This window comes from Variovorax sp. Root434 (assembly GCF_001426595.1).
In the GTDB taxonomy this organism is placed as follows: Bacteria; Pseudomonadota; Gammaproteobacteria; order Burkholderiales; family Burkholderiaceae_C; genus Variovorax.
The window spans coordinates 103,130-128,514 of record NZ_LMEK01000004.1 but is presented as its reverse complement, the minus strand read 5'-3'; the positions used below and the strand labels follow the sequence as shown (position 1 = coordinate 128,514).

General features: G+C 65.0%; 27 protein-coding genes and 1 pseudogene. 15 read left to right on the top strand and 13 right to left on the bottom strand.

The window, feature by feature from the left end; all coding sequences use genetic code 11:
- Positions 1–139 precede the first annotated feature (139 nt).
- The 3 genes from ASD05_RS06180 to ASD05_RS30975 are packed head-to-tail and all read left to right on the top strand — an operon-like array spanning position 140 to position 2,228.
- A complete protein-coding gene (locus tag ASD05_RS06180; RefSeq protein WP_056589156.1) occupies positions 140–1,324 on the top strand; it encodes a fatty acid desaturase in 1,185 nt (394 codons plus the stop codon).
- Between the two features lie 25 nt (positions 1,325–1,349).
- Positions 1,350–1,736 (top strand): RT0821/Lpp0805 family surface protein, encoded by a 387-nt coding sequence (locus ASD05_RS06175; RefSeq protein WP_056589207.1) that lies wholly within the window; start codon positions 1,350–1,352, stop codon positions 1,734–1,736.
- A 24-nt stretch (positions 1,737–1,760) separates the two neighbouring features.
- Positions 1,761–2,228 carry a hypothetical protein gene (locus tag ASD05_RS30975; protein WP_321165002.1) on the top strand — a complete coding sequence of 156 codons (468 nt, stop codon included), beginning with the start codon at positions 1,761–1,763 and terminating at the stop codon, positions 2,226–2,228.
- Here the strand turns inward: ASD05_RS30975 and ASD05_RS06170 are convergent.
- The 3 genes from ASD05_RS06170 to ASD05_RS06165 all read right to left on the bottom strand — a co-directional run bounded on the left by ASD05_RS06170 (position 2,125) and on the right by ASD05_RS06165 (position 4,507).
- On the bottom strand, positions 2,125–2,958 hold the full coding sequence (locus tag ASD05_RS06170; protein ID WP_056589153.1) for a universal stress protein: 834 nt from the start codon (positions 2,956–2,958) through the stop codon (positions 2,125–2,127). The two genes, ASD05_RS30975 and ASD05_RS06170, sit on opposite strands and share 104 nt — an antisense overlap.
- Position 2,959: 1 nt before the next feature.
- Entirely contained in the window at positions 2,960–3,112 is a 153-nt protein-coding gene (locus tag ASD05_RS29965; protein WP_157609977.1) for a hypothetical protein, read from the bottom strand.
- A gap of 141 nt (positions 3,113–3,253) precedes the next feature.
- The gene (locus tag ASD05_RS06165; RefSeq protein WP_056589150.1) at positions 3,254–4,507 is read right to left on the bottom strand and encodes an MgtC/SapB family protein; all 1,254 of its coding nucleotides are present in this window, start codon (positions 4,505–4,507) and stop codon (positions 3,254–3,256) included.
- Positions 4,508–4,581: 74 nt separating this feature from the next.
- Between ASD05_RS06165 and ASD05_RS06160 the strand changes: the two genes are divergently transcribed.
- The 4 genes from ASD05_RS06160 to ASD05_RS06145 all read left to right on the top strand — a co-directional run bounded on the left by ASD05_RS06160 (position 4,582) and on the right by ASD05_RS06145 (position 8,817).
- A complete protein-coding gene (locus tag ASD05_RS06160) occupies positions 4,582–5,238 on the top strand; it encodes an NAD(P)H-dependent oxidoreductase (RefSeq protein ID WP_321165000.1) in 657 nt (218 codons plus the stop codon).
- Between the two features lie 79 nt (positions 5,239–5,317).
- Positions 5,318–6,355 carry a zinc-dependent alcohol dehydrogenase family protein gene (locus ASD05_RS06155; protein WP_056589144.1) on the top strand — a complete coding sequence of 346 codons (1,038 nt, stop codon included), beginning with the start codon at positions 5,318–5,320 and terminating at the stop codon, positions 6,353–6,355.
- A gap of 19 nt (positions 6,356–6,374) precedes the next feature.
- The gene (locus ASD05_RS06150; protein WP_056589142.1) at positions 6,375–7,217 is read left to right on the top strand and encodes a universal stress protein; all 843 of its coding nucleotides are present in this window, start codon (positions 6,375–6,377) and stop codon (positions 7,215–7,217) included.
- A gap of 64 nt (positions 7,218–7,281) precedes the next feature.
- A complete protein-coding gene (locus tag ASD05_RS06145) occupies positions 7,282–8,817 on the top strand; it encodes an AAA family ATPase (RefSeq protein WP_056589139.1) in 1,536 nt (511 codons plus the stop codon).
- A gap of 4 nt (positions 8,818–8,821) precedes the next feature.
- Here ASD05_RS06145 and ASD05_RS06140 read toward each other — a convergent pair whose 3' ends face one another.
- Positions 8,822–9,328: a universal stress protein gene (locus ASD05_RS06140; RefSeq protein ID WP_056589137.1), complete on the bottom strand. Its 507-nt coding sequence runs from the start codon at positions 9,326–9,328 to the stop codon at positions 8,822–8,824.
- Between the two features lie 166 nt (positions 9,329–9,494).
- Between ASD05_RS06140 and ASD05_RS06135 the strand changes: the two genes are divergently transcribed.
- Positions 9,495–10,079, top strand: a complete 585-nt coding sequence (locus tag ASD05_RS06135; protein WP_056589134.1) for a hemerythrin domain-containing protein — start codon at positions 9,495–9,497, stop codon at positions 10,077–10,079.
- Between the two features lie 80 nt (positions 10,080–10,159).
- Here ASD05_RS06135 and ASD05_RS06130 read toward each other — a convergent pair whose 3' ends face one another.
- From ASD05_RS06130 to ASD05_RS06120, 3 genes are read right to left on the bottom strand one after another with little or no spacing between them, the layout of a single operon-like run.
- Complete coding sequence (locus tag ASD05_RS06130; RefSeq protein WP_056589133.1) at positions 10,160–10,534, bottom strand: TraR/DksA family transcriptional regulator; 375 nt, start codon at positions 10,532–10,534, stop codon at positions 10,160–10,162.
- A gap of 49 nt (positions 10,535–10,583) precedes the next feature.
- Positions 10,584–12,017 (bottom strand): trypsin-like peptidase domain-containing protein, encoded by a 1,434-nt coding sequence (locus tag ASD05_RS06125; protein WP_157609975.1) that lies wholly within the window; start codon positions 12,015–12,017, stop codon positions 10,584–10,586.
- A 49-nt stretch (positions 12,018–12,066) separates the two neighbouring features.
- On the bottom strand, positions 12,067–12,594 hold the full coding sequence (locus ASD05_RS06120; RefSeq protein ID WP_056589130.1) for a flavodoxin family protein: 528 nt from the start codon (positions 12,592–12,594) through the stop codon (positions 12,067–12,069).
- Between the two features lie 196 nt (positions 12,595–12,790).
- Here ASD05_RS06120 and ASD05_RS06115 point away from each other — a divergent pair, with 196 nt between their 5' ends.
- From ASD05_RS06115 to ASD05_RS06095, 7 genes and pseudogenes are all read left to right on the top strand, one after another.
- Positions 12,791–13,213, top strand: coding sequence for a universal stress protein (locus ASD05_RS06115; RefSeq protein ID WP_056589202.1), 423 nt, complete (start codon positions 12,791–12,793; stop codon positions 13,211–13,213).
- The gene (locus ASD05_RS06110) at positions 13,214–14,656 is read left to right on the top strand and encodes a trypsin-like peptidase domain-containing protein (RefSeq protein WP_056589126.1); all 1,443 of its coding nucleotides are present in this window, start codon (positions 13,214–13,216) and stop codon (positions 14,654–14,656) included.
- 10 nt (positions 14,657–14,666) lie between these two features.
- Positions 14,667–15,200 (top strand): NUDIX hydrolase, encoded by a 534-nt coding sequence (locus tag ASD05_RS06105; RefSeq protein WP_056589124.1) that lies wholly within the window; start codon positions 14,667–14,669, stop codon positions 15,198–15,200.
- A 40-nt stretch (positions 15,201–15,240) separates the two neighbouring features.
- Entirely contained in the window at positions 15,241–15,396 is a 156-nt protein-coding gene (locus ASD05_RS29960; protein ID WP_157609973.1) for a hypothetical protein, read from the top strand.
- Positions 15,393–15,698: a high-potential iron-sulfur protein gene (locus ASD05_RS06100; RefSeq protein ID WP_056589120.1), complete on the top strand. Its 306-nt coding sequence runs from the start codon at positions 15,393–15,395 to the stop codon at positions 15,696–15,698. Before ASD05_RS29960 ends, ASD05_RS06100 begins: the two co-directional genes overlap by 4 nt.
- 152 nt (positions 15,699–15,850) lie before the next feature.
- A pseudogene (locus ASD05_RS29955) lies at positions 15,851–16,207 on the top strand (hypothetical protein); the annotation flags it as partial.
- Positions 16,208–16,274: 67 nt separating this feature from the next.
- Positions 16,275–17,423: a serine hydrolase domain-containing protein gene (locus tag ASD05_RS06095; protein ID WP_056589117.1), complete on the top strand. Its 1,149-nt coding sequence runs from the start codon at positions 16,275–16,277 to the stop codon at positions 17,421–17,423.
- 684 nt (positions 17,424–18,107) lie between these two features.
- Here ASD05_RS06095 and ASD05_RS06090 read toward each other — a convergent pair.
- The 6 genes from ASD05_RS06090 to ASD05_RS06065 form a co-directional block, all read right to left on the bottom strand.
- A complete protein-coding gene (locus ASD05_RS06090; protein WP_056589114.1) occupies positions 18,108–19,709 on the bottom strand; it encodes an N-acyl-D-amino-acid deacylase family protein in 1,602 nt (533 codons plus the stop codon).
- A gap of 11 nt (positions 19,710–19,720) precedes the next feature.
- Positions 19,721–20,692, bottom strand: coding sequence for a tripartite tricarboxylate transporter substrate binding protein (locus ASD05_RS06085; protein WP_056589112.1), 972 nt, complete (start codon positions 20,690–20,692; stop codon positions 19,721–19,723).
- Between the two features lie 201 nt (positions 20,693–20,893).
- Entirely contained in the window at positions 20,894–21,340 is a 447-nt protein-coding gene (locus ASD05_RS06080; protein ID WP_056589107.1) for a nuclear transport factor 2 family protein, read from the bottom strand.
- A 45-nt stretch (positions 21,341–21,385) separates the two neighbouring features.
- Positions 21,386–22,999: a gamma-glutamyltransferase gene (gene ggt, locus ASD05_RS06075; RefSeq protein WP_056589104.1), complete on the bottom strand. Its 1,614-nt coding sequence runs from the start codon at positions 22,997–22,999 to the stop codon at positions 21,386–21,388.
- 78 nt (positions 23,000–23,077) lie between these two features.
- On the bottom strand, positions 23,078–23,773 hold the full coding sequence (locus ASD05_RS06070) for a pyridoxamine 5'-phosphate oxidase family protein (protein WP_082571980.1): 696 nt from the start codon (positions 23,771–23,773) through the stop codon (positions 23,078–23,080).
- A 184-nt stretch (positions 23,774–23,957) separates the two neighbouring features.
- Positions 23,958–25,385, bottom strand: a complete 1,428-nt coding sequence (locus ASD05_RS06065) for an amidase (RefSeq protein WP_235507869.1) — start codon at positions 25,383–25,385, stop codon at positions 23,958–23,960.

Sequence of the window (25,385 nt, the reverse complement as noted above, 5' to 3'; positions counted from 1 at the left end):
AGGCGCGGATTGTGGGCGCAGCGGCAAGACCCGACGGGTGATCTCGCAGGTGGGCGATGGGAGTCAGGCGTGTTGACCTGCATCAAAGCCCGGAGCCAGTGCAGTCCGCAAAATCGTCCGCACTATTCACGAGGTACGAATGCAATCCCTGCTTTATTCCGGCGCTCTCGATCTTTCCTGGTGGGGCGTGGTGCTGGCCGCGCTGGCGCTCACGCACGTCACCATCGCTTCGGTCACCATCTTCCTGCACCGCCACCAGGCGCATCGCGCTCTCGACCTGCATCCGGCGGCGAGCCATTTCTTCCGCTTCTGGTTGTGGCTGACCACCGGCATGGTGACGAAAGAGTGGGCCGCGGTGCACCGCAAGCACCACGCCAAGTGTGAAACACCTGAAGACCCGCACAGTCCGCAGGTGTACGGGCTCAACAGGGTGCTGTGGGGCGGTGTGTTCCTCTACGTGCGCGAAGCGGGGCATGCGGAAACGCTCGAGCGCTACGGCCACGGCACGCCCGACGACTGGCTGGAGCGCAATCTCTATTCGAAGCACAAGATCCTCGGCATCGTGCTGATGGGCATCGTGGACATGGCACTCTTCGGCGTGGTGCCGGGCGGCCTGGTCTTGCTCACGCAGATTGCGTGGATCCCGTTCTGGGCGGCCGGCGTGGTCAACGGCATCGGCCACTACTGGGGCTACCGCAACTGGCCCGCCCGTGACGCCAGCACGAACATTTCGCCGATCGGCATCCTGATCGGCGGGGAGGAGCTGCACAACAACCACCACGCCTTTCCCAGCTCGGCCAAGCTCTCGAGCAAGTGGTTCGAGTTTGACATTGGCTGGCTCTACATCCGCACGTTGCAGGCCCTGGGGCTGGCGACGGTGAAGCACGTGGCACCCACGCCGCGCCTTGTTGCGCCCAAGGCAAATGTCGATCTCGCCACGGTGCAGGCAGTCATCCGCTGCCACTACGACGTGCTGTCGAACTACACGCGCTCGCTGAAGAAGGCCTGCGCAGTGGAGCTCGATCGACTGCGCCGCATGTCGCCTGAAGCCGCGCGTGCCCTCAAGGCGGTGAAGCCATTGCTGGGCAAGGACCAGGGCCTGCTCGGCCCGTCGCGTTACCAGCAGGTGATGCAGGCATTGAACACATCGCAAGCGCTGGCTACGATGTACTCGATGCGTGGGGAACTGACCGCCTTGTGGAGCCGTTCCACGACCACCGGCGAGCAGCTCGCCCGGCAATTGCAGGACTGGTGCCAGCGCGCCGAGGCGAGCGGCATCGCGCCGCTGGCGGATTTTTCGCGACGCTTGCGTTCCTACGCCTGAACGGCCCTGCGCCCAGGAGATGCAAATGAAACTTGCACCGGTGCTTTCCGCTTCGTGCGTTGCACTGGCGCTGGCCGCCTGCGGCAGCTTTCCCGGGCGCACGCCAGCCGGCAGCATGCTCACCGGAACTCTCGCGGGTACGGCGCCCGGCAGCGTGGCGGCCAGGGCGATGGACGACAACGACCGCCGCCGCGCGGCGAGCGCACTTGAAACGCTGGCGAACGGCGAGTCCTCTGTCTGGCGCAATCGCGAGACGGGCGACAGCTTCGTGTTCACGCCCACGCGCAGCTTCGACCAGCGCGGCGCCCGGTGCCGCAACTTCAAGCTGGAAGTGTCGGTCGGCGGGCGGTCCGACAGCATCGGCGGCAGCGCGTGCCGGCAGGCCGATGGGGCCTGGCGCATCCCGGGCTGAGGCACGAGGACAGGGGACCGAGCCGTGGTCCGGCGATTCGATGTCTGCAATGGCGACGCCGACGGCCTCTGCGCCGTCGTGCAGTGGCGGTTGCACGAGCCCGGGCCGGCTGAACTCGTAACGGGGCTCAAGCGCGATATCGCGCTGCTCGGCCGTGTTCAGGGACAAGCCGGCGACGAAGTCAACGTGTTCGACATCTCGATGCAGCGCAATCGCGGTGACCTGCTGCGCCTGCTCGATGACGGCGCACGCGCGCGCTACTTCGACCATCAAGCCGCCGGCGATGTGCTGGTGCACCCTAACTTCGAGGTGCAGTTCGACGAGAAGAGTGCGGCCTGCACCAGTCTGCTGGAAAGGCGCTGGACGAAGTTTTGGCGGGCGCAGCCGCTCAGTGCGCCATCCAGACCGGGACCGTGGCCGATTCCAGCATCGCGCGGGTGGCGCCTCCGAGCACGAGTTCGCGCGCACGGCTATGGCCATAGCCGCCCATGACGATCAATCCGGCGCCGATCTTCCCCGCCAGCGACAGCAGCGCTTCGCCAGAGTGCCTGCTGTCTTCCAGGGCCCGGTGCTCCTGCACCTGCCCAATGCCGTGCAGGCGCAGGTAATCCCGCAGCCGGGACATCGGCGGCACGGGGTCTTCGCTGTCTGCAGAAGCCACCAGGTGGACCTCCTTCGCCGCCTGCAGCACGGGCAGGGCCGTGGTGAGTGCGTGGGCGGACTCGCGTGTCGGGCGCCAGGCGACCAGCACCTTCTCCGGCTTCGGGGACACCCTGCCGGCAAAGGGAACGATCAGCGCAGGCTTGCCGCTGCCGAGCATGACTGCCTCGACGAAGTCGCCGGGCACATCGAAGCCGGCCGCGTCCCGCGGATTGCGTTGCCCCAGAACCATGAGGTCGCAGGTGAGCGCGCGGCGGACGAAGCTCTCGATGACGGGTTCGCCGCGCAGTTCGCGCCAGTCGCTGCGGTTGGCGTGGTCTTGCAGAAGGCGCTCGAACACCGCTGCGGCATGGGCGCGGTGGTCGGGATCGATCTCTCCGGCCATCGGCATCGACGGAATCCCGCCCATCAACGGCAGCACCGCCAGCACGGACGGGGATACGGCGAATAGCGCGGTCAATGCCGACTCGTGCATGGCAGCGAGCCGGTGCGCAAGCCGCAGCCGTACTTCGGCGCGGTCCGTGCCGTCCAGGTGAACGAGGATTGAGCGCAGTGTGTTCATTTCAGGAACCATGCGCAGCGGACATGCGTTCGGTGTCCGCCAAGCCCGCTTCCAGCGGAATGCCAGTGGCCTGGAGCAGGGCGGTGCGCCCCGGTTCCGTGGTCCCGAACGGGATCCGGATGGTGATGTCGGTAATCGGGTAACGACGTGCCATGGATTCTTCTCCTGAATCTGCGGCCCGTGTCGGTACCGCGTCGCGCGATGCGGATGTATTTGGTGAATCAGGGGAACTCTAGATGTCTGCCGAGCCCGGCGTCTTGCGTTGGATCAAGGTGCCGGAAGGGCATGAAGCTTCTCACCCCCCGAGCCAGGCCGCTACGCAAGCGCAGGCCAGGCTCGCCGCCAGCGCGGCCGCCACGCGCAGCGCATAAGCCCTGCCGCCGGCAGCCAGCGCCACTGCGCAGCGTGTGAGCGTGTTGGCTCCGACCGCCACGAGCACGCCGCGGACGAACTGATCCGCGGACAAGGCGCCGGCCGCATGCAACGAGGCGAGCGAGGCCACGGGCGCGTGCGCGTCGACCAGCGCCGCGAGTGCGATGCCGACCTGCAGACCGGTGTCGCCGAAGTGTCGCTGCGCCGTGCCGACCAGGAGCGCAACGAGCGCCAGCGCCAGAGCGACGGCCAGTGCTTCGCGAGGGCGCAGCGCGCTGCGCGTGCTGGCGGGCGGCTCGATCGCCGCGGATGGTCGGGAAAACAGAAGCGGCAACAGGCCCGCGGCCGCAGCGCCTGCCGCGCCGGCAAGTGCCATCGGCAACAGCGCGAGCCCGGCCTGCGGCGACAACGCGGCGGTCATCGCCAGGGCCAGCACCCACGTGGCCACCGCCGACAAGGCCGCGGCGCCGGCCAGCAGGCCGGTGTGCAGCGGCTGATCGCGCGCACGGTTGCCGAACGAGGCCACGGTGGCCGTGCTCGACACGAACCCTGACGCAAAGCCCGCGCCCAGCATGCCGCCGCGCACGCCAAGCCATCGCACCGCGGCCTGTCCCGCGGCCTGTATCGCCATGATCAGCAGCACCATGGAAGCCAGCGGCCGCGGATTGATGCCGCCGAGCATCTCGATGGGCCGGGAGGGGATGAGCGGTAGCGCGATGAGGGCGAGCGCTGCCAGCAGAACGCCGTCGTGGAGCTCCTGCTCGCCGAGCAGTTCCGTCGCAAACCGGTGAAGCCTGCGGCGCGCCGCCAGCAACAGCGCCAAGCCGGTTCCACAGGCCGCACCCAGCGAGGGCTCGATGACGCACAGCACGCCGATCAGGTACGTGGCGAACAGGGCGATCTCGGTGGTCATGCCCGGGTCTTGCGAGCGGCTCTTCCAGTGCGACACGGCTGCCAGGATGGCGACGAGCGCTCCCCCGATGGGAACGAGCGCAAGGACGGGCAGGATCTGCGCGACGGCCCCAGCCAGCGCCACGATGGCGAAGGTGCGCAACCCCGCGGCCGCGCGCCGGTCGCCGTCACCCTTGCGGCGCTCGCGCTCGATGCCGACGATGAGGCCGATGCCCAACGCCACGGCGACCCCGACGATCGCAGTCGATGGGCTGGTGGTGTTCATGCCTTCAGTGTCGCCCCGGGCGGCGTCGCGTCAAGACTCCGCAGCCGCCGGGCCCTGCACGAGATCACGCGGGCTTGATCTTCCGCAAGCCGGGAACACCGGGTGGTGCCGAGGATGGTTCCGTCTCCGTTCCGCCGAACACCATGTCCAGAAAAATCCTCTTGCTGCAAGGCCATCCCGATGCGTCAGCCGTGCATTTCGGCCACTCGCTCGCCGAGGCCTACGCGCGAGCCGCGCGGGCCGCCGGCCATGAAGTCCGGATCATCCGGGTCGCGGACCTGGAATTTCCACTGCTGCGCAGCAAGGCGGCGTGGGACACCGAGGCCATGCCACCGATGTTGCAGCCAGCGCAGGATGCGATTCTGCGGGCCGAGCACATCGTGCTGTTCTTTCCCTTGTGGCTCGGCGGGATGCCGGCCATCACCAGGGGTTTTCTCGAGCAGGTGCTTCGCCCGGGGTTTGCGCTCGCACGTTCATCGGAAGGCAGCATGAGTGCGAAGCTGCTCAAGGGGCGTTCGGCGCGCATCGTCGTGACGATGGGAATGCCGGCGCTGGTCTATCGCTGGTATTTCCGCGCCCACAGTCTCAAGGCGCTGGAGCGGAACATCCTCGGTTTCGTGGGCATTTCGCCAGTCAACGAAACACTGGTCGGCCTGGTCGAGGGCATGGACGACGCCCAGCGCGGGCATTGGCTGCGCCACTTCGCGGTCCTGGGGCGCGAGGGCAGGTAGAGGCCGTCCTGCACAGCGATGCGGGGATTCCTTGCGCTATCTCAAATGGCGAACGGGCGCACGCGCATAACGTGGCGGCATGAAAGCACTCGTATACCAAGGCCCCGGCCTCAAGTCGCTCGAAGACCGTCCCAAACCGGAAATCCAGGCCCCGGGCGATGCCGTCGTGCGGATTCTCAAGACGACCATTTGCGGCACCGACCTGCACATCCTCAAGGGCGATGTGCCGACCTGTACGCCGGGCCGCATCCTCGGGCACGAGGGTGTGGGCGTGGTCGAGGCCGTCGGCGCGGGCGTGACGGCCTTTCGGCCAGGCGACCATGTGCTGATCTCGTGCATCTCCTCGTGCGGCAAGTGCGAGAACTGCCGCCGCGGCATGTATTCGCACTGCGTCACCGGCGGCTGGATCCTGGGCAATACCATCGACGGCACGCAGGCCGAATACGTGCGCATCCCGCATGCGGACACCAGCCTGTACCCTGTGCCGCCCGGGGTGGACGAGGAGGCGCTGGTGATGCTCAGCGACATCCTGCCGACCGGTTTCGAGTGCGGCGTGCTCAACGGCAAGGTCGCGCCCGGCAGCACGGTGGCCATCGTGGGAGCAGGACCGATCGGCCTGGCTACGCTGCTGACGGCCCAGTTCTATTCGCCGTCGCAGATCATCCTGATCGATCTTGACGACGGCCGGCTCGAGGTTGCGCGCCGCTTCGGCGCGACGCACACGATCAACAGCACCGACGGGAAGGCAGCCGAGGCGGTGCTCGCGCTGACCGCCGGGCGCGGCGTGGACGTGTCGATCGAGGCAGTCGGCATACCCGCCACCTTCGTGCTGTGCCAGGACATCGTGGCGCCTGGCGGCACCATCGCGAACATCGGCGTTCACGGGCATCCGGCCGATCTGCATTTGGAGCGGCTGTGGTCGCAGAACATCGCGATCACCACGCGGCTGGTCGACACCGTGTCGACGCCGATGCTGCTGAAGACGGTGCAGTCCCGCAAGGTAGACCCGGCCCGGCTGATCACGCACAGGTTCCGGCTCGACCAGGTTCTCGATGCCTACGACACCTTCGGACGCGCTGCCGAGACGCGCGCTCTCAAGGTGATCATCGAAGCGTAGGAGCCTTGCGGAGGCATTCATGAATTTCAAGACCATCCTCGTCCACCTGGACCACTCGAACCGAAGTCCTGCGCGCGCCGCCATGGCCTCCCGGTGGGCCCGGGCGCACGAGAGCCACTTGATCGGGCTCGTGCCCACGGGCTTGTACGACGGCGTGATTCCCGCCGACGCCATCGCCACCGGCATGGCCGACTACATCGCCGAGTCGGCCGACTATCTGCGGCGGCGGGCCGAAGCCATCGCACGGGAGTTCAGGGAAGGCATTGCCGGGGCGGGTCCCTTGTCGTACGAGGTGCGGTTGGTCGATGGCGTCACGATGGATGCAGTGGTGCGGTACGGGCATGCGAGCGATCTGTTGGTGCTCGGACAGAGCGATGACTCGAACGGAAAGGACATCACGGTACGGGGGCTCGCCGAGCAGGTGTTGATGGAAGTGGGGCGGCCGGTGCTGCTTGTTCCTTCGGCCGGCATCTTCCCTGATGTACCGAAGAACATCGTCGCGGCCTGGGACGGTTCGCGCGAAGCCGCCATGGCCCTCCGGGCGGCATTGCCCGCGCTGCGCGGTGCACGACGCGTCACGCTGGTGTCGCTGCGCCATCCGCGCGACGAGGACAACGCGCAGCGGTTGCTGGTGTCGGACATGATCCAGTACCTGCTGCGTCACGGCGTGCGGGCGTGTGCCGAGTCCGAGGTGACCGAGATCGACATTGCGGACGCGCTGCTGTCGCGGGTCTCGGACCTGGGCGCAGACTTGCTGGTAATGGGCGGCTACAGCCATTCGCGCCTGCGCGAGCGCATTCTGGGCGGCGTGACGCGGCAGATCCTTGCGCAGATGACAGTGCCGGTCCTGATGGCGCACTGAGATACCCGGGCGTCATGGCGCCTTCTCGTAATTTCTTAAGGCCATTGAATCGAAAAGACGCCATATGGACACCACGCTGGTCTGCGCACTGCGAGAAGCACTCCAGCGGGAGACCGGGCAGCCGGTGGCGCTGGTCGAGACGCACATTTCCTGGGTGCTGCTGACGCAGACGATGGCCCTCAAGCTCAAGAAACCGGTGCACCTGCCGTTCGTGGATTTCAGCAGCGTCGAGGCCCGCAGGCATTTCTGCCAGGAAGAACTGCGGCTGAACCGGCGCTTTGCACCGGCGCTCTATCTGGACGTGGCGCCGGTCTGCGGCACGAGCGATTCGCCGCGCATCGGCGGCGCCGGAGTGCCGATCGATCACGTGGTCCGGATGCGGCGATTTCCGGAGTCGTCGCTGCTGCGTGATTTGCTGCCGGCGGGGCGGCTGGAGCACGGACTGCTCGACGGCTTCGCCCAGCGGTTGGCGGCCCTGCATGGAGCCGCGGAACGGGCGACGCCGACGTCCGGCTTCGGCAGCCCCGACCTGATCGCCCGCGCCGCGACGGACGTGCTGGCCACCTTGCAGTCGCAAGGGCAGGGCGACGAAGGTCAGCTTGCCGCGCTGGGCACATGGGTTCAAGAGCAAAACCAGGCGCTGCGCATGGCCTGGATCGCCCGCCAGCAGAGTGAGGCCGTACGCGAATGCCATGGAGACCTGCACACGGCCAACGTGGCCCTGGTCGACGGCGCACTCACGCCTTTCGACTGCATCGAGTTCGACCCGGCACTGCGCTGGATCGACATCATGAACGACGTCGCCTTCCTCACCATGGACCTGAAGGCCCACGGTCGCGGCGATCTCGCGTTCCGCTTCCTGGATGCCTGGCTGCAGCACAGCGGCGACTATCCGGGACTGCAGGTACTGCGCTTCTACGAGGTCTATCGGGCGATGGTGCGGGCGGTGGCCTCGGGACTGGGGCCAGGGCCAGCGGACGGAGACACACGGCCCGACTACATGGCGTGCGCGATACGGCTGGCGGCGCAGCCTGAAGGAGGCGCCCGCCTGATGATCACGCATGGCTTCTCGGGCTCGGGGAAATCCAGCATCGCCTCGCAACTGCTGTGTGCCGCGGGAGCCATTCGCCTGCGTTCGGACGTGGAGCGCAAGCGCCTGTACGGGCTCGATCCGCTGGCGCGTTCGGCTGCCCTTGGCGTCGACATCTACGGCGCGGAGGCGACCCGCCGAACCTTCGACAGGCTGCGCGCCTGCGCCCGCGACGCGCTGCTGGTGGGGTACCCGGTGATCGTGGATGCGGCCTTCCTGCGCGTCGCCGGGCGACGCAGCTTCGAGGCCCTGGCGACGGAGCTGCGCGTGCCTTTCGCGATCCTGGATTGCAGCGCCTCGCCGGCCACGCTGCGCCGCCGCGTGGTCGCTCGCGATGCGGCTCGCGCGGACGCCTCGGAAGCGAGGCTCGAAGTGCTGGAGCGCCAACTGGAAGGGCACGACCCACTGGAAGCCGACGAACGTGCTGCGGCGATCGAGGTGTCCACGGAGGAGGGCGTGGACATTGAACTGGTCGAGGCGCGCTGGCGCGCCTCGACCGTGTTGCGCTGAATCCTCACTGACTGGCGAGTACCCCGCTCGGCAGCGTGAAGCGCTCGTGTTCGGTCTTCGCGCTCTCGGGTGCACGAACAAGCAGCACCGGTACGGGCGACATGCGCAGGATGTGCTCGGCGCTGCTGCCCATGACCCAGCGGCCGACCCCCCGTCGGCCATGGGTGCCGATGACGATCAGCTCGGCCTTCGAAGCCTGTGCTTCGGCGATGATCTGGTCGTACACGGTGCCCTTGAAGCTGTCGAGCAGCGCGACGTCCGCCTCGACGCCTTCCCCGGCCGCCTTGGCCCGTGCGTCATCGAGAAGCTTTGCAGCGTTGCCGCGCAGCTCTTGGAGCCAATTGCCGGCATAGCCCGCGTAGGCATCCATGGCCAGCGCGAACGACAGCTCGTCGATGACGTGCGCCACGCGCAGGCGACCACCCGTGAGCTTTGCGAGCTGGATGGCTTCGGCCAGGCCACGGGCGGACGTGGAACTGCCGTCGATGGGAACAAGAATTCGCTGGTACATGGCACGACTCCGGTTTGTTGATTGGATCGCTCCAGTATCCGGACAGGCTCCGCGGCACGGCTTGATATCGATCAAACGCGAAGCCCGTGGCCGAACGGGGTTTGATCTGGAACAAGCCCGCGCGCCATGAAAGCGCGACCCTCGGGACATGCACAGGAAGAAACTCATGCCCCACGCCGCCGTTCGCATCATTCGCCAGGAGCACGCCGCGCTCGCCGCCATGCTTCGCTCCATCGTCATGCTGCTCGAGCAGCACCGCAAGAAAGGCACATTGCCCGACTTCGCGACGCTCCGGGCCATGCTCTTCTACGTGGACGAATTTCCCGAGAAGCGCCACCACCGCAAGGAGACCGAGCTGCTGTTTCCCAAGCTTCGCGCAAGGACGCCGATCTCGCGGGATCTGCTGGACAAGCTCGACGGCGACCATGCAAAGGGCGAACGCAGGATCCGGAACGTGGAGCACGCGCTTCTCGCGTTCGAGATGCTCGGAGAGTCGCGGCGCAAGGACTTCGAGCGCACGGTCGGCGAGTACGTCGACTTCTATCTGGACCACATGGCGCTCGAGGAGCGCGAGATCCTGCCGCTCGCCGAGCGCGTGCTTACCGAAGACGACTGGCACGACCTGGACGAGGCTTTTGCTCAGAACCGCGATCCGATGACCGGGCATGCGCCCGACCTCGAATACAACGCGCTCTTCACGCGCATCGTCAACATCGTTCCCGCGCCCATCGGGCTGGGCCCGGCCCTCTAGACCGGCTTTCCGCGCTGCTCCACAGCGCGGACCGCCAGCAGCCCAAGGATGACGATGACGAGTGACGTCGCCTTCCCATTTCAGTGCCGGTGGCTTGCTTCCAACGCTGTCTGGCACGCGGCGCACCGGATGGCGGTGGGCTGCGCGAACAGCCGCGCGCGCGGAATTTCCGCACCGCAGTCTTCGCAGACACCGTAGCGCCCGTCCGCCAGGCGCGCGAGCGCAAGGTCGATCTCCTCGAGCCTGGTGCGATCGATCTCGATCTCAGCCAGCTTCACGTCGGTGGCGCGCTCCGCCTCGGCCTCGTCGGCATGGGTCGTCACGTCCCGATTGCCGCCCGATTCCAGGAACTGGGCCGTGGGCGCCGAGGCGCGGAGTTCGTCGAGGACCTGGCGCTTCAGCATGTCGAGCTGCCGATGAAGTGCACGGCGGTCGGCGGTGTCGAGGTGTTTCATGGCGTGTCCTTGCGATGAATGGAGCTGTAAGCGGGGCTTCGCGCCGGCGTCAGGTGCTGCCGCGGCGCGAGGCCGGAAGGCGGACCGCCACATAGGCGAGCCGGCGGTCGCGCATCATCAGCAGCGCGACCGTGTTCCCGGGCGGTACCTGCCAGAGCGCCCGCTTGAGGTCTTCGATGCGATAGAGCTTCGTCGTGTTCACGGCCACGACCACGTCGCCCGCGCGGATGCCTTCGCTGCGGGCGAGGCCGCCGGCCTCCCGTACCATCAGGCCGCTGTCGATGCGCAGTTGCAGTCGCTGCGCCGCAGAAAGTTCCCCCAGGCGCAGGCCCAGGCCGTCGTTCCATTCGGGCGTCGCGGCTGTGAAGGACGTGCCTGCGGAGGTCTGCATTGCCAGCGCCACTTGGAGGATGCGGGCCTTGCCCTGCCGCCACACCTCGAGCTGCATGCGGCTGCCGGGCGGGCGTTGCGTGATCTGTTGCGGAAGGTCGATGAAGTGCGCGATTGGCTTGCCGTCGAGGGCCAGCACCGCGTCGCCTTGCGCGAGCCCTGCAGCTTCCGCGGGACTGCCGGCCTCGACGCGGACGACCAGGCCACCAGTCTTTGCTGGCAGGCCGAAGGACTGGGCCAAGGCCTGCGTCATTTCCTGGAACTCGGCGCCCAGGTAGGACCGGCGCACCGAGCCGTGTTCCTGGAGTTCGCCGGCGATGCGCAGCGACAGGTCGATCGGCACCGCGAAGGACAGGCCCATGTAGCCGCCGCTGCCGCTGTAGATCATCGAATTGATGCCCACGACCTCGCCGCGGCTGTTGAACAGTGGGCTGCCCGAGCTGCCCGGATTGATGGCCACGTCGGTCTGGATGAAGGGGATCTCGCCCGTACCGCCCATGACACGGCCAACGGCGCTGACGACGCCCGCCGTCACGCTGCCGTGGAAGCCGAAAGGCGAGCTGATCGCAGCCACCCAGTCGCCGGGGCCGAGCGCCGAGGAGTCGCCGATGACGGCCACTGGCAGGGCCGTCGCATCGATCTTCAGCAGTCCGACGTCGGTGCGCTTGTCGACGCCCATCACGCGAGCCGTGAAGCGGCGGCCGTCGTTCAACTGGACTTGTACCTCGTCAATGTTCGCGATCACGTGGGCGCTCGTGAGAATCAGGCCGTCGCTGCGAATGATCAGGCCCGAGGCGAGGTCGCGGATCTGGCTGATCCGCGTGCTCGCCGGCAGAGGCCAGGCCAGCCGGTCGGCGAAGTCGTGTTCCGGGGCGATTTCCAGTTCGATGTCCTCCGGGCTCTCGTCACGTCCGATGCGCAGCGTGCTGATGTCGACCACGGATGCACTGCGGCTCGCGACCAGGGATGAAAAGCCGGCCACGGGGGGCACTGGTGCAGACCGGGTCACCGACGCCGGCCCCGTCGCGGCGCAGGCGCAGAGAAGGAAGAGGCCCGCGATGAACGAACCGGCGAGGCGGGTGGTGCGTTGCATCGCACCCGCATGAAGGAAGAGGGCTGTCACGTCGATCCGGTCCCGGCCTTCAGATCGATTGCGGCGACAGCATGACGGGGCGCGCCACGGCTTGCGAATCTTCCGCACTCCTGACGGCGGTGCCGAAGGCCTGAAGACGCGCCGCGCAACTGCCGTCGTCCACCTCGCGCATCGTGACCGAGGAACTCAGGATGGGGGCACGCTTCAGGATGTCGCCGATTTCGGCAGCCGCGTTCGGCGCCCCCTGGCCACCCATGACCGAGAGCACGGCAACGTCAGGCAGTCGGCTGCGCTGGCGGGCGACGAAGCTGCGCATGGGACCGGCCAGCCTCAGCATCCAGATCGGCGACACCAGCACCACGGCGTCGAAGTCACCGGGCGGCGGACCGTCATAGCGGATGGCAGGCTGTCGGCGGAAGAAGGAGTCGAGCATGCAGCGCAAGCTGCCCAGGGCACCGCTGCGAGGACGCACGTCGGTGACGTTCGCGATGTGCCAGTTCTGCTGGTTGCACAGGAGTTCAGCGACCCGGCGAGAAGTGCCGGTGTAGGAATAGACGATCACAAGGATGTTGTTCATGGCTGCCTCTGCTGCGTTCATGGCAGTCAATGTAGGCAGCGTGGGGGGGGCGCGGACTTGCGCCAAATCAAGAGGTGAGGGTGTTGTCGCAGCACGCTGCGAGCCGTCGGGATTCTTGATTTGGCGCAAGGGCTCGCACGAGTTGTGCAACGACCATCGAAGCACCGGGGAACATCCCGCCCTGAAGGAAATCATCATGAAAATCCTGCTTGCCGTCGACGGCAGCGACTACACGACTCGCATGCTGTCTTACCTGACCAGGCACAAGGAATGGGCGAATGCGGGCCACGCATTCACGGTGTTCCACGTCGTGCTGCCCGTGCCGCATCGCGCCGCGGCCTTCGCGGGACCGGACATCGTGCACGGCTACTACGAAGACGACGCGCGGGTGGTCATCGAGCCCGTACGCGCCCTGCTGGCCGGGAGCGGCATCGAGGCCCGCTTCGAACACCGGATCGGCCACCCCGCCGAGGAGATTGCCGCACTCGCGCAGAGGGGCGAGTTCGATCTCGTGGTCATGGGTTCGCGAGGCCATGGCGCTCTGGCGAACCTGGTGCTGGGCTCGGTTGCCACCAAGGTGCTGGCCGCGTGCACGGTGCCGGTGTTGCTGGTGCGCTGAATGAACGCCGTCACCTTCGCGCGGGGCGCGATCGTCGCCGCCTTCTTCGGCGCATTCGCGCTGGCGGGCGGAACGAATGCCTGGTCGCAGACGCGCTCTTGCCTGGAGCGAGTGCGGTCGGCGTCACAAGCCGCCGATTTCTCGGCGGCCGCAGCGCGGCAATCGCCTGCGGTGGTGAGCGTCATGGTCACGGGCCCTGGCAACGACCGGGCCGCTGCGAGTGACCTGCGGCCCGCTATGCCATGGGGGCAGGGTGTGGGACGCGGCTTCGCATCGGGATTCGTCATCGGCAGCGACGGCTACGTCCTTACCAGCGCGCACGTGGTGAGCGGCGCCCAGGCGATCCACGTCACCACGGCCGACCAGCGCCGCTTCGACGCCGAGGTGGTGGGGATCGACCGCCCGACCGATGTCGCGCTGCTCAGAGTCGCTGCGACCGGCCTGCCGGTCGTCGTTCTGGGCCGCAGCGGCGAGCTGTGCCCGGGCGAGTGGGTTGCCGCAATGGGCGCTCCGTTCGGCTTCGAACGCAGCGTGACCGCCGGCATCGTGAGCGCCAATCCCCGCTATTTGCCCGGTGGAAGCGGGGTGCCGCTGATACAGACCGACGTCGCGCTGAACCCCGGCAACTCGGGTGGACCGTTGTTCGACGAACGGGGTGAAGTGGTGGGCATGAACTCGATGATCTACTCTCCCGATGGCGGGTACTTCGGCGTGTCGTTCAGCTTGCCCATCGACACGGCGATGCACATCGCGGACGAACTCCGCACCAGCGGGCGGGTGACGAGGGGCCACATCGGCGCGCGTACTCAGCCCTTGACCGCCGAGCTGGCGCCAGCCTTCGGCCTCGATGCCGCACTGGGAGCCCTGGTGGTGAGAGTCGATGCAAACAGTCCGGCCGATGAGGCGGGACTTCGCAGCGGCGACGTGGTGCTGGCCGTCGGCACAGCTGCCGTGATGAGCTATGCCGAAATCCAGAACCGCGTGGCGGCAGCCCGCAAGGGCAGCCAGATCACGCTGAAGGTCTGGCGTCACAAGGCACCGCTGACGATGTTGGTGGGCGTGGCCGAGAACCCACCGGATACCGTACCCAGGCCGGCCGCGCGTGCCGTGGCGGGAGAGACGCGGTTCGGGCTCGAACTGGTGGAGCGCAAGGGCGTACTGGGCATCAGCCTGCCAGCGCCCGGGCTCTATGTGGAGTCGGTCTCGGGATCGGCCCAACTGGCGGGATTGCGCTTTGGAGATGTACTGATCGCGGTCAACGATGTGGAAGTGGCCAGGCTGGCGGATTTCGATTCGGCGATCAGGTCCGTTCGAGAAACCGATACGGTGGCGCTGCTGGTCATGCGCGGATCGGTTCGAAACTATGTGCCGATTCTTCCTCGCAACTCGCAGCGCGCGCCGGGGACTCGGCACGCAGGCGACGCCGCCACGTTGACGCCCTGAGTCCTGCGCGATGGAAAAGTCGACCAGTTGCGGCGTTCTGGTGCTCGATGCAACTGGGCAGTTGCTGCTGTGCCATGCAAGCGACAGTCGGTATTGGGACATCCCCAAGGGCGGACGCGACGCGCGGGAGCAGGGCGCCCAGACGGCCGTGCGCGAAGCGTTCGAGGAATGCGGGTTGCGGCTGTCGCCCGCGCAATTGAGGGAGATCGGACTTTTCCGTTACCGCAAGGAAAAGGATCTTTGGCTCTTTGCGGTGCTGGTGAGACATTTCGAGGCGAAATCCTGCGTGTGTTCAAGCTTCTACACGGATCGCCACGGAAGACAGCGCCCCGAGATGGACGGGTTCCGCTGGGTTGCATTCGAGCAGCTGTCCCGGTTCTGCGCCCCAAGTCTTGTTACCGTGCTGACGCAAGCGCTCTCGCTGGCCGCCATTCATGGGCAGTTGCTCTATGAGGTCGGTCCGGTCGACGCGGTGCCGGGATCGCGCAACCTCTCCGGGATTGATCCTGCGCAAGGCCGCGTGCCGCCGACCGTTCGAGAATGACCGCAGGCCATTCCAAAAACGCCCATCACGAGGTCGCCCCATGAACATCACATTGAATGCAGCCCTGCAAGTTGTCGGGTTCTGTATTGGAACGCTCCTGGCCACAGGTGTTCTCGTGCTGGCGGAGCTGAGTGAGCGCAATGCCGCGCCGGACAGCCTGGCACTCATCTCACACACGACGAAAGATCCACGATGAAATCCAACCGCCGCATCTTCATGCTGACCATTGCCGCGACGGGGGCCGCAGCCTCCGTCACGGGAGCATTCGCGCAGGCCCGGCTCGACGAAAAAGATCCGCAGGCCGCGGCCCTGGGGTACGTTGCCGATTCGGCGAAGGCCGATGCGAAGAAATTTCCAAAGCATGACAACGCCCAGCTCTGCAACGGCTGCGCGCTTTGGCAATCGAAGCCGGCGGACGCGCAGGGAAATTGCGCGTTGTTTGCAGGGAAACAAGTGAATGCCAAAGGCTGGTGCAGCGCTTGGGCAAAGAAGGCCTGACGACGCTGCGTGTGAACCGATCGTGAAGGGCTTGGCGGGAGAGCGATCACACGTCTGTACCTGAACGAGATTCACGCTCGTTCTCGACCTCCAGATTGCATCGGGCGAAGAGTGGGTGACCCAGTTCGCCCCGCGACTCGAAGCCGCAGACCGCCGAAGCGCTGTATCGCCGAATCCTGGCTGACGATCCTTCCTACGCCCATGCCTATCTGAACCTCGGGTTCATGCTGTGTGAATCCGGCCGTGCCGAAGCCGCTGCGACGCTGTATCAGCTTGCGAGAAGGGCAATGTCAAATTGCGTGCATAGTCTGGTCAGCGCCATTCGTGGTTTCTCAACAGTCACCACCGAGGACGGCCCGGCCTCTGTGGAACCTGGCGGGGCGGCCGGTCTGGCAGCCGCGATGTTTCGTCGCTTCCCAGCGGATGCTTCGGGCGTGTTGACGATTCTCTCGGGCGGCAACGTGGACGCGAAAGTCTTCGAACGCAGCATTGGCCGTGTGCCCCGCTGAACGAGTGTCAAATCAAGGTGATCTTTTGCCGGCTTTCAGCTGGCGTATGACCCGTTGGAAATTCGCAGTGAAATTCTTCAAGTGCAGCTCCGGCTTCGTTTCGCAGATCCTGTTCGCAGCAAGGTGCTCGGCCATGTTTGCGGCGGTGTGCGTGCTCCCCGGAGGATGCGCCACGGCAACACCCTCAACGCCTGCCGCGACAGCGGTCTTCCCCGGCGCATCCTGGGCGGCGGCACCCGAGCCTGAACCAGGCAGCGCCTGCCGCCGCGAACTTGACGCCACCCGCAGCTACCTGCGAACGCTGGATACAACCGCTCTCATGGCGGTACAGGATGGCCGTGTGCTGTTCAGTGAGGGGCCGGTCCAGAGCGTCAGCATCGTGTTCTCGGTGCGCAAGAGCGTGCTCTCGATGATGTACGGCAAGTACGTGGCCAACGGCACCATCGACCTCGATAGCACGCTGGCCGACCTGAACATCGACGACGTGGGCGGCCTGCTGCCCATCGAGCGACAGGCCAAGCTTCGCGACCTGCTCGCCGCGCGTTCGGGGGTCTACCACGCAGCTGCAAATGGCGGTGATGACGCGGCGGCAGCGCCCCCGCGTGGATCACATATGCCCGGCAGCTACTTCTTGTACAACAACTGGGACTTCAACGCCGCGGGCACCGTCTTTGAACGCCTGACCGGGCGCGACATCTACCGGGCTTTCGCAGACGATCTGGCTACACCTCTGCAGCTCGAGGATCTCGACCTGGCCCGCCATGCACGCAGCGGCGACGCGCGGCGCTCGCAGCACTTGGCCTACCCCTTCTACCTGTCCACACGCGACATGGCGCGTCTGGGCTACTTGATGCTACGCCAGGGCAATTGGCGTGGCCAGCAACTCGTGCCGGCCGACTGGGTCAAACAAGTGACGAGCCAGACGACGCCCGCTGCACAGATGCACCCGCCGCACACGGCACGACGCGGCTTCGGGTACGGCTACCTGTGGTGGCTGTTTGAAGAGCCGCAAGACTCGCAGCTGAACGGCGCGTACATGGCGTGGGGCGTGCATGGCCAGTACATCCTCGTGGTGCCGAAACGCGATATGGTGATCGCGCACAAGCGCCAAGTGCCGGTCGCGGGCAACTGGAACGTCAGCTGGGTCGGACCGGTAGCGTTTCTGCGGGCAGCGCGGATGTTGGCCGCAGCACCGTGCCGCATGGAGGAGTGGTGAGTATGCTGCTCGCCTGATGTGACGAACGGCGAACGCCGCCGCCCGTTCCATCTTGACGGCAGCTAGGACTGGCGCGTTCAGCCCAAGGCTTCCATCGTCTACCGAGAGCCGCACTCCCGCTGCCTATGCAGCGACGAGGCGGGGGTAAACTTCTGTCCGTTGCCGAGCAACCCGCGCCCCGAGCCAATCACGTCCGAGCCGTCCGCCGCACGCAAATCCATTCCGGCGCATCGATCCCGGCTTGGCTTGCTGACCTCCCTTGCGTTCGTCGTGTTGATGGTCGACCAGGTCACCAAAGCCTGTGCGCTCTCCGCTCTGGAGCAAGGGGTGCGACGTGCCTGCGAAGCAGTGCAGGGTCCGTGCACGGCGCGCAGCTAGCCTCGGAGTTGCCTGCGATTTCGGTGGTGACGCCCTGGCTGATCTGGCTCTGGACGCGCGAGTCTTCCAGGAGTGCGGCGTCCGAGTGCATACCCGAACGGATTCCGAACCACTTCGTAGCCCAGACTCTCAAGCGGCCCGGACACGGAGCGTGGAATGCGATTCGAAATCAGTGCAGCAGATAGAAGCGATAGTCCGAGCCGCCAACGGACGCCCTCCTTCGACAGCCCTGCGCTGGCGGCGCGAAACGCCCCCACTCGCAGAATGAAGCTCAGCGCTTTTGCGATGACCATGGTGCGAGCTTTGCTACGCCCCGCGCCGCAGGACCTTGCCGGGTCGCGCTTCAGTCATCGCGGCGTCGCGCATCACGGCCGCGCCGTTGACAAAAACGTGAGTCACACCTGTCGACCTGACGTTCGGGTTTTCCAACGTGGAGTGACAGTGGATTCGATCGAGATCGAAGACTGCTAGGTCCGCGTAATATCCAGCCCGGAGTTCTCCCCGATGCTCCAGCTGGAAACGCCGTGCTGGAGTCCAGGTCAGGCGTCCTACCGCCTCGACAATATCCAGAACGCGCTGATCTCTCACGTACTTCTGAAGGAACGACGCTGCCCACGAGAAAGCGATCGGCGAGAACCGCAGGTCTTTCAAAGCGCCCACTTCACTGACGGACACGCCATCGGAAATCACCATGCAGTCGGGCTGCCGGATCAATGTGTCAATGTCTGCTTGGCTCGATACCCGCCCGCACCACATCAAGCGAGACATCTCGGCACCTTCTTCCAGGAGGAGGTCGCAGATGCAATCCCAAGGCGTGGATTGCCGCTCGACGGCAATCTGCTGAATGGTTTTTCCCATGTAAGACGGGTTCGCTCCGCAATGGTAGAGAACCAGCCAGTCCCACCGGTGGTCGGCGAGCAACTTCCAGTTGGGAAATGCGTTCTCCTGCAAGCGCGCACGGGAAGGTCCGGGTCGCAGTAGGGACCGCAGTTCGTCGCTTGGCAGCTCAAGTGCCCAAGCCGGGAGAGACGCAACGACTTTCGTAGGCCCCCATTCATCGGGAATGACATCGAAGCCCACATCGGCGCCATCCTCGCGCGCCCAGCGCACCATCTCCAGCAGACGATCCGTCGCGCCCTGCGGCGCACCGTACTTCGGAGCTATGTGAGACAACTGGAGTTTGGACCGGGTCGTGCGAGCGACGCCGAGCGCTTCACCGACTCCCATTTCGATCAACCAGTCGCGGTTGCGGACGTGACTGGCGTACACCACGTCGAACTCCGCCGCAATCGCACCTGCCTCCAAGAGCTCCACGGCGCTCGCGTGCATGCCTGGCGCGTACTCCAGCCCAGTGGAGATACCAATCGCGCCGTCGTCTAGAGCTTGGCGCAGATACTTCCCCATTGCTGAGAGTTCGTCCGCACCGGCTGCGGAACTAGCTGTTCCCTTAACAGCAAGGCGAACGGTACCGTGGCCAACGTATGAAGCGACGTTCAATACGGGGCGCGTGGCCTGTAGCACGTCGAGGTACTCGGCGAACGTGCTCCAGGTGATCTCTGTCGAATCTTGCACCGCGAGAAGGTGCTTCCTCAGCAAAATAGGGTCGGCGCAAGGTGCACAGCTATGACCGCAGTTGCCGGCAATCTCGGTCGTGACTCCCTGAGTGATCTGACTCTGGCCACCCGAATCCTTGAGAAATGCAGCATCCGAGTGGGTATGAATATCGATGAACCCAGGTGCAACGATCAGGCCAGAACAGTCGATCCTCTGACGCGCAGGTGCGTCAACGATGCCTTGCTGCACCCACACGATTCGTTCTCCTGCGATTGCCACCGTGCCTATGAAGGGCTCCGCTTGGCCCTCGCTGGCGATAACCTGGCCGCCGACGAGTAAGTAATCGATCACCATGCGAGTTGGCCTCAGTTGTCGATGCGAATGTTCTTCGCCTTGATCAGCCCGGACCACCGACCTTCTTCGGCCGCCATGAAGCGAGAGAACTCGTCGGCATTTTTTGGCTGGACCACCATGCCCCGGCCTCGCAGGTCTTGCAGCACCGTGGGGTCCTTCAAGACTTCTAGGATTTCCTTCGCCAGGTAATCCTTGATGGCAGAGGGCGTCTTGGCGGGCGCCGTGATGCCATACCAAAGTGAGACATCGATTCCAGGAAGGCCCTGTTCTGCAAGGGTTGGGACGTTGGGGAAGGCGTCCATCCGCTTATCTACTGTCACCCCCAGAATTTTCACCTTGCCCGATTTTTCGAACTCAACGGCACTCAGCGCCGACAGGAACATGAGATCGATCTGTCCACTGAATACTTGAGCCATCGCAGGAGCCGTTCCCGGAAAGGGAACGTGCAGGAGTTCCACGCGTGCGGTCTGCTCCATCAATGCGATAGCGGCGTGCGCAGTGCTTCCAACCCCCCAGCTTGCTGCCGACACTGAGCCGGGCTGTTGCTTTGCCGCGCGAACGAGATCCGGAACAGTGGCCGCCTTCGAGCTCGGGTTGGCAACGAGCGCAAAAGGCATGACGCCTATGAATGCCACTGGGTCGAGATCCTTCGAGGAATAGCCGGTGTTTTTGTACACCATCGGGTTCAGCACGTTAGTCTCCGGCAGCGCCAACATGAGGGTATAGCCGTCAGGCTGCGCATGAGCGACGGCCGTCGTGCCGATGATTCCGTTCGCGCCGGGCTTGTTGTCTACCACCACCTGTTGATTTATTCGCGCCGAAAGCTTCAAGGCCATCAGCCGTGCGATACCGTCCGTGTTGCCCCCTGCGCTCCAAGGTACGACCAGCCTGATTGGTCGGGATGGGAACTTGTCGGTCTGTGCGGAAGCCGGCAGAAGGATGGCCGCCAGCAGGGCGCCGAATGCGAGATTGCGGAAAGACATGGTGGGTTCCTAGGTAGTGACGTTCCAAATCTAGTTGGATCGATTTCTGCCCCGCATGCCACTTTGTCGGAAAGGGAAAGACCGGTTACGGACTTTCGGATGCACTACTTATCGCGGGCCCAAAGGTGCCGCGCGCCGCAGGACACGCAGGTCCTGGATTTTTCAAGCCGGAGGGTCAGAGGAGGGCGCGCGTGCACAAGGTCACGCAACTGCGTCATCAGGCGCCAGGTGAACACCCTCACCCTCAGTGGCAGACCACGACGAACTCGCATTGTCCCAGCGTGCAATTCGGCCATCGCGGACTTGAAGAATCTCGATGGCTCGAGTGTGCTGCAGCGTTGAGTGTTCAGGCGACTTCCAGCGCAATCGCGCGTCACAGATAACCAGGTCGCCGGCGACTGCGCGAACAGTCTTGCGAAGGTCGTAGTGGGTGTATCTCGAATACCGATCACGGATGATCGGACGCAGCTGCTCCTTGCCGGTAAGGAGGACTGCGCCGAGGTCGGCGATAACGTCATCCGTGAAGATATCTAGGATGAGATCAGGATCCAGGGTGCTGCAGGTCGCCACCACTTGATTCAGCCAATTCTGTGCGGTCTCCGCATCGAGGGCTGCACAGCCGTCTTGATAGCTCTTCCAATCGGTCATGGGAATATCTCCGGTAAATAAAGGTGGAATCAGGTCGCCTGACGATCAAGCCTCGTAAGCCACGCCGTCGCGGCCAGGGTCGGCGCCACCCTCGAGCCGTTCGCCGTTGATGCGGATCCCGTGCACAGATGCAATCGTGTACCCGAAGGGGTTCCGAACCACTTCGTAGCCCAGACTCTCAAGCGGCCGGGACACAGAGCGTGGAATGCGATTCGAAATATCGATGATGTTGCTCGTGGACGAGAAGCGTGGAGCAGATACGGCTTCTTGCATGTTCATCCCATGATCCGCAACGTTCAGGATTACCTGCAGTACTCCCATCGCGATCTGCGTTCCGCCCGGCGCGCCGAGCACAATTTCGGGCTCGTCTCCGCGGAACACAATGGTGGGACAGGCCGAAGTGAATCTTGCTTTTCCGGGTGCGATGCTGCCCGTTCTGCCTGGTCGCGGGTCGAAAACACCCATGCAGCCGTTGTACATGAAGCCAAGGCCGGGCGTCATCACACCGGATGGCATCGCGAGCGAATGCGTGATGGCGGCACAATTGCGTTCCCCATCCACCACGGACAGGTGCGTCGTGTCCTTGGGAACAGTTGCCCCCAAGTTGAGACGGGGCACGTCGGCCTTCTCGCCGGCTTTGATGGCGGCAGCAGCCTGCGCCGCGTAGGCTTTTGAGAGCAGGCGATCCAGCGGCACCTCTAGAAACGCCGGATCGCCGAGATGACGGTCTTTGTCGATGGTGGCGCGCTTCATGGCCTCACATACGATGCGGATGTATTCCGGCGTGTTGTGCCCGAACGCCTTCAGGTCGAACTGCTCCAAAATGTTGAGCATCTGGAGCAGCATCGCGCCGCCACCGGGGGGCTGGTTGGTGGTGATGCGCCGGTCCCTGTAGATTCCTACCAGCGGAGCGTTCTCGCGTGGTGCGTAAGTCGCGAGATCTTGCAAAGACAGCAGGCCACCGTGGGTAGCAAAGTCCTCCACCATACGGTGGGCGAGCTCACCGCGGTAGAAGGACGCTGCTCCATCACGCGCGATCGTTTCCAGCGTGTTCGCGTAGTCCGGGTTTCGCAGCGGTGTGCCGATGGTCTTAGGAGTGCCGTCCGGCCGGCAGAAAAGTTCCCGACCGGAGGCCGAGTAGAGGAGCCGATCTCTGTTGCTTGCTCGACCAGCGAGCGGCTCGTCGATCCAGAACGCATACATTGCCGGCCGTACCATGAACCCGTCCCGGGCCCATGCAATGGCTGGCGCGACCACTTCTCGCCACGGAAGGCGGCCATGCCGCTCGTGCAGGCGCTCCAGCCCGCTGAGCGTTCCCGGAACGGCGATGGCCTGGTAGCCGATGTCGTTCAAGCGGCCCTTGATGCTGAAGCCGAAACCGTCGCGCGTCTCACCCTCCAGCAAGTGCTCCCACATGTCTGCGCGAGCGCCAAGCGGCGCGGGAGCGTGGAAGTCCACATACTCGTGAATGCCGGCTTCTGGGCGGTGTACGACGGCCGTGCCGAAGCCGCCAATGCTGCACATCAGCGGATCCACCACGGTTTGCACAAGGGCGCAGGCGACTGCTGCGTCGACCGCGCTCCCGCCTGCCCGCAGGATTTCAACGCCCGACTCGGCCGCTTCAGGCTGCGGACAGCTCACCATTCCTTTGCTGCTCATGTCGACTCTTGTATCAAGTTGAGCCCACGGCGCCGATGGCCGCTGCCGCTTCTCCGGGCGGAGTGTGCTATCGGAGCGTCACGCGTCCGGAGTGTTATCGACCTCCTGCCGTTCCACGCTGGGCAGCTTCTCGTACTCCTCGATGTACCGCGGCACCGGGACGTCCTGCCGCCCTTGGGGATCGCGGATGGCACCCGCGAAGACCTGCTTAATCAGCAGTTCACCGGCCCAGCAATCGCGGTCCAGATCGAACTCGAAATCCGTGGGCGGACCCGACCGCATCTTTGCCACAGCCTCGGCAATGGGAATGCGCATCACCGTCGTGCTGTTCAACTCCTTGGAGTTCGGAGGCCTCACATCGGCAAAACGGCCTTTCAGGACGTGGCGCGCGTAGGCCTCGAAGGAGGCGACTTTCTCCTGTGGATCCGTCACTTCTTCTGGACGCCCGAACACCACCACGGAACGGTAGTTAACGGAGTGGTTGTAAAGTGCGCGTGCCAAAACCAGGCCATCCACATGAGTGACAAGGACGCACACCTCCCCACTCAGCGCCGCGCTGAGCATGGTGCTCTGGTTGGAGCCGTGAATGTAGATGTAGTCACCAATCCGGCCGTAGCCAGTCGGCAACACGCGGGGCGCGCCTTCGTGGACGTAGGCCACATTGCACATGAACCCTTCGTCCAGGATGGCGCGGATGGCCTCCTTGTCGTAGATCCCACGGTGCGGACGACGGGTTAACTTCGTCCGTTCTGTCACTTCATACGTCTCAGTCATCGACTTTCCTTCGGATTGCGGGGCTCTTCCCCTGGAGCGCGGGGTGCGAAAAAGTGTCTTGCTAAATATTCTTGACGGATCTAAGTGTCACTGTCGGGCCACTTCGCGGCATTGCTGCAGGCCACTTTGGGAGCGTGCATGCTGCACGGCCGCCTCAAGCCTCAATCTACTTCGCGGGTCTGACCTATGCCGGTCGCCTCGCGATGAAATCCCCGCGGATCTGCTCGTATGCCGCTCCTGCACGCAGCACCTTGGCGTCGCCGCCGTACCGTCCGATCAGCTGGATGCCCATGGGCCAACGGCCGTTCGGATGGAAGCCGGCGGGTACCACCAAGGCCGGCAAGCCGCCCAGGGTGGCATAGATTGCGACCTCCATCCAGCGGTGGTAGGTGTCCATCTCTCGTCCTGCGATCTGTCTGGGCCAGCGCTCCCCCGCGTTGAACGGCCAACACTGCGCGGAGGGCAGCACGAGCAGGTCCCACCGATCCAGCATGGTGCGCATGTGCTGGTAGTAATTCGTGCGAACCTGGCTTGCCTGACGGAAATCGGTGAAGCTCATGCCGAGCGAGCACTCGTACTCCCACTGAGCCTCCGGCTTGATCTTCTCCTTGGCACCCGGCAGTTGCATGAGCGCCCCGACACGTGGCCCCGCGCCTGCGCGGCGCCAAGTCAGCCAGCATTCCCACAGCTGCTTGGGATCGAACCCCAATGGCACCTCTTCGACCACGGCGCCCGCCGCTTCGAGGTGATGCAGCGCTTCGCGACAGGCGTCCAGCACCCCGGTTTCCATGGCGAGGTGGCCGCCAAGGTCGCCCAGCCAGCCTATGCGCATGCCCCTGAGAATCCCCGGATCGACGGCCTCGTTTTCGTTACAGCCCAAAGGCATCTGCATGGAAAGCGGCGAGCGCGGATCGAAACCGCTTTGTGTGGTCAAAAGCCGCCCCACATCGCGGATGCTACGGCCCATGGGACCCTCGTTCGAGAGCAGGTCGATCCACACGTCCGACATTCCAGCCTGGGGCACCCTTCCTTGCGACGGGCGCATACCGAAAACGTGGTTCCAGCCTGCCGGGTTCCGAAGTGAGCCCATTCCGTCTGACCCATCCGCGACCGGGAGCATGCGCTGCGCCAGGGAAACGGCCGCGCCTCCGCTGCTGCCGCCGGCGCTCACCGCTGGATCCCATGCATTGCGGGTCACACCCCACAGAGTGCTGAACGTATGCGAGCCCAGTCCGAACTCAGGCGTCGTCGTCTTGCCGATCACGATGCAGCCTGCGGCCTTCATGCGTGCGGTCAGGATGGAGTCGCTCGTCGGCATATTGCGAGCCAGTAGCTCGCAACCTTTCGTGGTGGGGAAGCCAACGACGTCTGCGAAATCCTTAACGGCCATGGGGATGCCATGCAGCCAGCCCCGCACCTTGCCGCTGGCCAGTTCGACGTCGGCAGCATCGGCTTCAGCCAATAGCTTCTCGACCGGAGCCATGTTTACGATGGTGTTGAAGATGGGGTTGAGCGCATGAATGCGATCGACCGTGGCCTGCATCAGTTCGCGGCAAGAGAACGACCGGCGCCGCAGGCCATCGGCGAGTTCGGAAGCCGTCAGGTCGGTCAA